We start from the raw sequence: 7,494 nt of genomic DNA, 5'->3' as shown, positions 1-7,494 counted from the left end.
CGCCCCTCCGGCTCCGCCACGGCACGGCCGGGCACCGCACCGAAGACCACGACCACGACCACGACCGGGACGGCTCCCCGGGAGATACCCGGGCTCGGCCCCCGCACCCGCGCCGCCGTCCCGGCCGGCTCCGGGCAGGTCGTCGTCGTGACCGGGGACGGCGGCGACTCCCCCGACTCCACCGTCGTGCTGTACCAGCGCACCGGCACCGGCGACGACGCCGGCTGGAAGGCGGGCGCGCGATGGCCCGCGCACAACGCGCTCAAGGGCTGGACCGGCCACCACACGGCCGGCGACCTGCGCTCACCGGCCGGCGTCTACGGCCTCACCGACGCGGGCGGGCTGAGACCCGACCCCGGCACACGGCTGCCGTACCACCACTCGCGCGGCTTCGTCCCGCCCGGCACCGGCTTCGAGGGCGAGTCGCTGGCCGGGTCCTTCGACTACGTCATCGCCGTCGACTACAACCGTGTGCCCGGCACTTCGCCGCTGGACTGGACCCGGCCGCTCGGCGCCCGGCGAGGCGGCGGGATCTGGCTGCACGTGGACCACGGCGGGCCCACCCACGGCTGCGTCGGCCTCTCCGAGCGGCACATGAAGGAGCTCCTGCTGACCCTCGACCCGGACCGCCGTCCCGTCGTCGTCATGGGCGACGCGGCCCGGCTGGCCCGCTGACGACCTAGGATCCGCCGCGTGTGCGCACATGTGCTGGTCGCCGAGGACGACGAGATGCAGGCCGAACTCATACGCCGCTCCCTGCTGGCGGAGGGCCACACCGCGACCGTGGTCCACGACGGCCGGGCGGCCCTGGACGCGGTCCGGGAGCACCGGCCCGACCTCGTGATCCTGGACCTGATGCTGCCGGTGATCGACGGGTTCGGCGTGTGCCGGGTGCTGCGTCGCGACGACGACGTCCCCGTGCTGATGCTCACCGCCCGCTCCACCGAGGACGACGTGCTCCTCGGCCTGGAACTGGGCGCCGACGACTACATGACCAAGCCGTACAGCCCGCGGGAGCTGATGGCGCGGATACGGACCGTGCTGCGCCGCAGCGGACGGGCCGGGGACCGGCGGGAGGACCCCGTGGTGCGGGCCGCGGGCATCGCCGTCGACCCGGTGCGGCACGAAGTGCGCTGCGAGGGGCGGCCGGTGGAGTGCACACCGGCCGAGTTCGAGATCCTGCTCGCGATGGCCGGTGAGCCCGAACGGGTGTTCACCCGGCGCCAGTTGCTGCACTGCACCCGGGGCCTTGACCGGGCGTCCACCGAACGCGCCGTCGACGTGCACATCATGAACCTGCGCAAGAAGCTCGAGGCCGACCCGCGCCGGCCGGCCCGCCTGCTGACCGTCTACGGCGTCGGCTACAAACTGAGCGGCGGCCGGGTGTGAACGGCGGCGGAAAGGGCCCCGTCGTCGCCCGGATACCGTTGCGCAAGCGGCTGCTGGTGCGGCTGCTGATCGCCTCCGCGCTCATCGCCGTCTGCTCCGTGGCCGCGACGGCCTGGCTGGCCGTGGAGACCACCACCCGCGCCCTGCGCGAGGAACAGGGCCAGGACCTCGCCGACGACATGGACATCCTGGCCGAGCTGAGCGGCTACGCCGCAACGCATCGCGACTGGAAGGGAGTTCAGGACCTCGTGGGCGCCCTGGCCGCCCGGACCGGCCGCAGGATCGCCCTGACCACCACGGACCGCGTCCTCGTCGCCGACTCCGCCCCGCACGGCAGCCCGCTGCCCCCGGGCGCCGCCGCCACCGTCGACCCCCTGCACACCGACACCTACACCCAGCCCGGCGCCCAGCTCAGCGGCATCGACCCGCGCGCGGTGGGCCCCTACCTGCTGCCGGCCGCCGAGCGGGACCGGCTCGACGCGCTGGCCGGCAAGCGGCAGGCCTGCGTCGGACGCTACGGCCTGCGGGCAACGATCACCCGCACTCCGAGCGGCCGCCCGGTCCTCACCGACGCCGACGGCACCGACATCGCCACCGAGACGCCCGACGAGTGTGCCGACGGAGCGCTCACCACCCCCACCGCCACCGAGCGGAAAGCCATCGACGCGCTGACCCGCCGGGCCCGCCCCTGCCTCGACGGCGCGGGCCTGACCCCGCGCCTTCCCCTCCTCCTCACCTTCGACTCCACCGGCCGCAGCGTCCCCGACCGCTACGTGCTCGCCAAACTCGCCCGGCCCGGACACCCCGGCGCGGCCCAGAAGGCGCATGACTGCGTCGAGGAGGCCCGCCGCGCCCAGCTCGACCCCTACGTCGCACCCGTCGCCGAACTGTTCCTCGGCGGCGGCGACCGCGTGGCCCCCCGCTTCGACATGTCCCCGGCCAACAAGGCCAAGGTCGTCGGGGCCGCCGGACTGGTCCTCGCCGTCACCGTCGCCGTGAGCGCGGTCGTCGCCCTGCGTCTGGTACGGCCGCTGCGGGCGCTGACCGAGGCGGCCCGGCAGCCTCCCGAGCAGCACGTACGGGTGCCGGTCACCACCCGCGACGAGACGGGCCTGCTCGCCCTGGCGTTCAACGCGCTGACCGAGCGGCGCGAGCGGCTCGAGGCCCAGCGCAAGGCGATGGTCAGCGACATCGCCCACGAACTGCGCAGCCCGCTGACCAACATCCGAGGCTGGCTCGAGGTGGCCCGCGACGGCGTCGTGGACCCCGACCCCGGGCTGCTGGCGTCCCTGCACGACGAGGCGGTGGTGCTGCAGCGCGTCATCGACGACCTCCAGGACCTCGCCGCCGCCGACGCGGGCACGCTGCGCCTGCACCGCGAGCCGGTGAGCGGCGGCGACCTGCTCGACCAGGTCGCCGCGGCCCACCGCGTCGCCGCGGCCACGGCGGGCGTCACGCTGCGCACCGAGGCCGGTGACGGCTGCCGGCTGGACGCCGACCCGGTGCGCATGCGGCAGGCGCTCGGCAACCTGGTCTCCAACGCGCTGCGCCACACGCCCTCCGGCGGCACCGTCACGCTGGCCGCCCGCCGCGACGGCGAGGAGGCCGTGTTCACCGTCGCCGACACCGGTTCGGGCATCGCGGCGAAGGACCTGCCGTACGTCTTCGACCGGTTCTGGCGTGCGGAGAAGTCCCGCAGCCGCCGCACCGGCGGCAGCGGTCTGGGCCTCGCCATAGTGCGCCACCTGACGGCCGCCCACGGCGGCACGGCCGGGGCGGCGAGCGAGCCCGGTGCCGGAAGTGTCTTCTCCCTGCGGCTGCCCGCCGCCACCGAGCGGAACGAGTGATCCCGGTCGGATCCCGGTCGGATCCCGGTCTGATTCCGGTCGTCGGACGCGGGTACCCCGAGCCCCTGAGACGAGAGGGAGAGCACGACATGAGCGCATCGGGCGCACCGGACGACCTGCGGGTGGTGCACGAGCTGGCCGGCCTCGCCGCCCTCGTCGCCGAGCGCCACGGCCTGTACGTCCGCTGGTCGCGGGGCCCGCGGACGGATCTCGGCGCCACCTCCAGCACCGACGAGCTCACCGGCGTGCGCATGCCGGGCCTGTCCGCCAACCCGCTCGACGTCGAGGACTGGTGGGAGGGCCGCTCGGTGGAGTTCTGGGTCGCGCGCCGCCTCTACGACTACGCCCACCTGCCCCACGACAAGGGCCCCGGCGTGCGCCCCTGGGTCCTGAAGGGCCGGGAGACGGGCCGGGGCCCCGACAACGAGCCACTGGTGGTCGACGTGGAGCCGCTGTGCTGGATAGGCCCCCGTGTCATAGCCGAGGCCCGCGAAGCGGTGGCCCGCCAGGAGTCGGAGTGGGGAACCCTGCGCCGCTCCGGACACTGATCCCCCGCCCCGTCCCCGGCCCTGTGCCGGCTCCCGGCCGGCAGTGTCCCACCGTGGACAGGCCCTAGCCGTAGCGGCGGCGGGCGGCCGCGCGGCGGCGCTTGAGGGCCCGGCGTTCGTTCTCGTTCGTGCCGCCCCAGACGCCGATCGTCTGGTCGGTCTCCAGCGCCCACTCCAGGCACTGCTCCTGCACCGGGCAGCGACGGCAGACCGACTTGGCCTGTTCCGTCTGGAGCAGCGCCGGACCGGTGGTGCCGATCGGGAAGAAGAGGTCGGGGTCCTCCTGGCGGCACGCGGCGTGGTCTCGCCAGTTGTCCATGAGATAGTCACCTGCGATCGAAAGTCGTCCGTGCCTGGTCAGTTGCGTACCCGGCATCGGGTCACCCCCGGACGCGGTGGTAAAACCGCAAGCCCGGCCGGCCGTGCGGACCTTCGCAGAATCCGCACAGGCCGGGCCGCGCGGGCTCAGCCCTCGCGCATGCCCCACGGGGAGCCGTACTCGGTCAGCAGGTCCAGGAAGGGCCGGGCCGGGAACGCCTCCGGCCCCAGCACGCCCGCGCCGGTCCAGGCGCCCGCCGCGACCAGCTCCAGCGCGACGACGGGGTTGACCGCCGTCTGCCACACCACGGCCTGGCAGCCGTACTCGGCCATGGACCACTGGTTGTCGACCACGTGGTACAGGTACACCTCGCGCGGCGCCCCGTCCCGGGTGCCGCGCACCCAGGTGCCCGCGCAGGTCTTGCCGTGCATGCGCTCGCCCAGCGTCGCGGGGTCGGGCAGGCACGCGGCGACGACGTCCCGGGGCGAGACGGCGACCGGCCGCCCGTTCGGACCCGGCACCGTGACGGGGTCGGTGCGGTCCAGGCCCAGCCGGTGCAGCGTCTTGAGCGTGTCGATGAACTCGCCGCCCAGCCCGTACTTGAACGTGACGCGCCGCGCGTCGACCCAGCGCGGGATGAGCAGCACCTCCTCGTGCTCCACGTTCACGCACTCGACCTTCCCGATGCCCTCGGGGAAGTCGAACACCTCGGGCTCGCTGAAGGGTTCGGTGGTGAACCAGCCGCGCCCGGCCTCGTGGACGACCGGCGGGTTCAGGCACTCCTCGATGGTGGTCCAGATGCTGAAGGAGGGCGCGAAGTCGTAGCCGTCCACGGTGAGGTTCGCGCCGTCGCGGACGCCGATCTCCTCGATCTCGTCGAAGAGTTCGTCGGCCGCGTGCCGCGCGAACACGTCGGACAGGCCCGGCTCCACCCCCATGCCGACGAGGGCGAGCAGACCTTCCCGTTCCCAGTCGGCCGCCTGCGCGAACTGCTCGTCGCCGAGGCGGACCCCGCACTCCTCGTACGGCCGCTCGGGGTGCGGCCGGGACAGGGACATCGCCATGTCCAGGTAGCGCGCGCCGGCGGTGCGCGCGGCGCGGAAGAGCGGCATGACGAAGCGCGGATCGGTCGCGTTCAGCAGCACGTCGCAGCGGTGCCGGCCGAGCAGCGCGGCCACCGCCGCCTCGTCGGAGGCGTCGACGCGCTCGGCGGCGAAGCGGCGGTCGCCGGCGAGGGCCGCGACCGCCGACTCGGCCCGCGCCGGGTCGTAGTCGGCGACCACCATCGCCTCGAAGAAGTCGCGGCGGGCCGCGATCCGGGTGATCGCGGTACCGACGCCACCGGCGCCCACGAGCAGTACACGCATGACGAGAACTCCCTGTCGTATCCGGGGTCGGGCAGATTCCACAACGCACGAGGCGCGCCCTCGGTCGTGACAGCCGTGATACAACTCCCGCGTGCCACGTAAGGTCAATGGCGTTGGCATAAGAGCCGGAGGCCCGAGCGGCCGAGCGGCGCGAGGACCGGGCGAGGAGGAGTCGTGGTGCCCAAACCCGTGGTGCCCGAGGAGAAGCGGCGCCGGCGGCGCCCGACCCGCGGCGGCACGGTGCTGTCGGAGCGGCTGATCGTCGACACCGCGCTGCGCCTGCTGCGCGAGCACGGCAGCGCCGGGCTGAGCGCCCGCCGCCTCGGCCTGGCCCTCGACTGCGACCCGAGCACCCTCTACCGCTACTTCCGCGGCATGGACGACCTGACCCTCGCCATCGGCGACGCGCTCGTCGGCAGCGCCCTGCGCGGCTGGAGGCCCACGGGCGAGTGGCGGGCGGACCTGCGGGCGGTCGGCCTGCGCATCCACGCCGCCTACGTCGCCCATCCGCAGGCGGCCCTGGTGACCGCCAACCGGGTCACCGGCCGCCCGCAAGAACTCGCCGCCGACGAGGCCGTCCTGGAGGTGCTGCGCGGGGCCGGCTTCCCGCTCGCCGACACCGTGCGGATCTACCACGCCTTCGTCGACCAGACGCTCGCCTTCGCCGCCCTCGACGCCGCGTCCCTGGCCCTGCCGAGCGCCGCCCTGCGCGCCGACGAGGAGATGTGGCGCTCCACCTACGCCAGGCTGCCCGCCGCCACCCACCCGCGCATCGCCGAGGCGGCCCCGCTACTGGCCACCCGCATGGTCACCAGTGCCTACCCCACCGCCCTCGACATGCTCCTGGACAGCGCCGCGACCCGCCTGGCCGTCCTGCGCGCGGAGACGGACAGCTAGTCCCCCTCCGCCCCGGTGCGCAGGGCCTCGGCCGCCGCCGCTGCCACCGCGTCCGCGAGGGCCGCCAGGGCGGGGGAGTGGAGCCGCCACTGCTGCCAGTACAGCGGGACGTCGGCGTGGCGGTCCGGGTCCAGGCGGGTGAGGCGGCCGGCCCGGAGCAGCGGTGCGGCCTGCGCCTCGGGGACCATGCCCCAGCCCAGGCCCGCGGCGACCGCGTCGGCGAAGCCCTCCGAGGTCGGGACGTAGTGCCGCAGCGCGCTCGCCGCGCCGTGGCCGCCGCCGAGCCCGCGCACGAAGGCGTCCTGGAAGTCGTCCCGCCGGTCGAAGACCACCACCGGGGCCTCGGCGAGCACGTCCCGCGGCGGGCGGCCGTCCAGGTGGCGGGCGGCGAAGGCGGGGTGCGCGACGGGGAGGTAGCGCATCCGGCCCAGGGACCTGACCGAGCAGCCGGGCACCGGGTCCGGTGAGGAGGTCACCGCGGCCATCACCCGTCCCTCGCGCAGCAGGGCCGCCGTGTGGTCCTCGTCCTCACGGTGCAGTTCGAAGCAGAGCCGCGGCTGACGCGGTGCGCGGGTCAGCGCGTCGAGGAACCAGGTCGCCAGCGAGTCGGCGTTCACGGCCACCGGCACCCGGGTCGGCTCTCCCGCCGTGCTCAGGCCCAGCTCGCCCGAGGCGTCCCGCTCCAGCCGGGCCACCTGCCGGGCGAACCGCACGATCACCTCACCCGACTCGGTGGGCCGCACCGGTTTGGTGCGCAGCAGCAGCACCCGGCCGGTGCGCCGCTCCAGCGCCTTCACCCGCTGGCTGACCGCGGACGGTGTGACGTGCAGGGCCGCGGCGGCCGCGTCGAAGGTGCCCTCGTCGACCACCGCCAGCAGGGTCCGCACCTGGTCGAGGGGAAGCTCGGTCATCACGTCTGCTAATGGTACGTAAGAATCTTTAGCTGTACGCGCGGTGATCGGCTCCGTAGCGTCGACGCCGTGAACCACGCACTGACCGCCCTCGCCGCCGGTTTCGGCACCGGCCTGTCGCTGATCGTCGCCATCGGCGCCCAGAACGCCTTCGTCCTGCGCCAGGGCGTCCGTCGCGACGCCGTGCTCGCCGTCGTCGGCATCTGCGCGCTGTCG

Annotated in this window: 8 protein-coding genes and 1 pseudogene; 6 read left to right on the top strand and 3 right to left on the bottom strand. The window is 74.5% G+C overall.

The genetic code is table 11. The features are described from left to right. The 4 genes from IE249_RS06200 to IE249_RS06185 form a co-directional block, all read left to right on the top strand. The coding region (locus IE249_RS06200; RefSeq protein WP_189703754.1) for a L,D-transpeptidase family protein at positions 1-675 on the top strand (675 nt) is incomplete at its 5' end. An 18-nt stretch (positions 676-693) separates the two neighbouring features. Continuing rightward, on the top strand, positions 694-1,389 hold the full coding sequence (locus tag IE249_RS06195; RefSeq protein ID WP_189703753.1) for a response regulator transcription factor: 696 nt from the start codon (positions 694-696) through the stop codon (positions 1,387-1,389). Then, complete coding sequence (locus IE249_RS06190) at positions 1,386-3,236, top strand: sensor histidine kinase (protein WP_229857684.1); 1,851 nt, start codon at positions 1,386-1,388, stop codon at positions 3,234-3,236. The genes IE249_RS06195 and IE249_RS06190 overlap by 4 nt, the downstream gene beginning before the upstream one ends. Positions 3,237-3,325: 89 nt before the next feature. Then, positions 3,326-3,784, top strand: coding sequence for a DUF6098 family protein (locus IE249_RS06185; RefSeq protein ID WP_189703752.1), 459 nt, complete (start codon positions 3,326-3,328; stop codon positions 3,782-3,784). Positions 3,785-3,848: 64 nt separating this feature from the next. On the opposite strand, the gene IE249_RS06180 is transcribed toward IE249_RS06185, so the two are convergent. Together IE249_RS06180 and IE249_RS06175 are read right to left on the bottom strand one after the other, a co-directional pair. Next, positions 3,849-4,103, bottom strand: a complete 255-nt coding sequence (locus IE249_RS06180; RefSeq protein ID WP_189703751.1) for a WhiB family transcriptional regulator — start codon at positions 4,101-4,103, stop codon at positions 3,849-3,851. 146 nt (positions 4,104-4,249) lie between these two features. Then, the gene (locus IE249_RS06175; protein WP_189703750.1) at positions 4,250-5,470 is read right to left on the bottom strand and encodes a saccharopine dehydrogenase family protein; all 1,221 of its coding nucleotides are present in this window, start codon (positions 5,468-5,470) and stop codon (positions 4,250-4,252) included. A 177-nt stretch (positions 5,471-5,647) separates the two neighbouring features. Here IE249_RS06175 and IE249_RS06170 point away from each other — a divergent pair, with 177 nt between their 5' ends. After that, positions 5,648-6,367: a TetR/AcrR family transcriptional regulator gene (locus IE249_RS06170; protein WP_189704168.1), complete on the top strand. Its 720-nt coding sequence runs from the start codon at positions 5,648-5,650 to the stop codon at positions 6,365-6,367. Here the strand turns inward: IE249_RS06170 and IE249_RS06165 are convergent. Beyond that, complete coding sequence (locus IE249_RS06165) at positions 6,364-7,278, bottom strand: LysR family transcriptional regulator ArgP (protein WP_189703749.1); 915 nt, start codon at positions 7,276-7,278, stop codon at positions 6,364-6,366. The two genes, IE249_RS06170 and IE249_RS06165, sit on opposite strands and share 4 nt — an antisense overlap. A 69-nt stretch (positions 7,279-7,347) precedes the next feature. Here IE249_RS06165 and IE249_RS36405 point away from each other — a divergent pair. Further along, a pseudogene (locus IE249_RS36405) lies at positions 7,348-7,494 on the top strand (amino acid transporter); the annotation flags it as partial.

The organism is Streptomyces anandii JCM 4720, from assembly GCF_014650655.1.
Classification (GTDB): Bacteria; Actinomycetota; Actinomycetes; order Streptomycetales; family Streptomycetaceae; genus Streptomyces; species Streptomyces anandii.
Note: the sequence above shows the minus strand (reverse complement) of the source record. Positions and strands in the feature narration are given on the sequence as shown.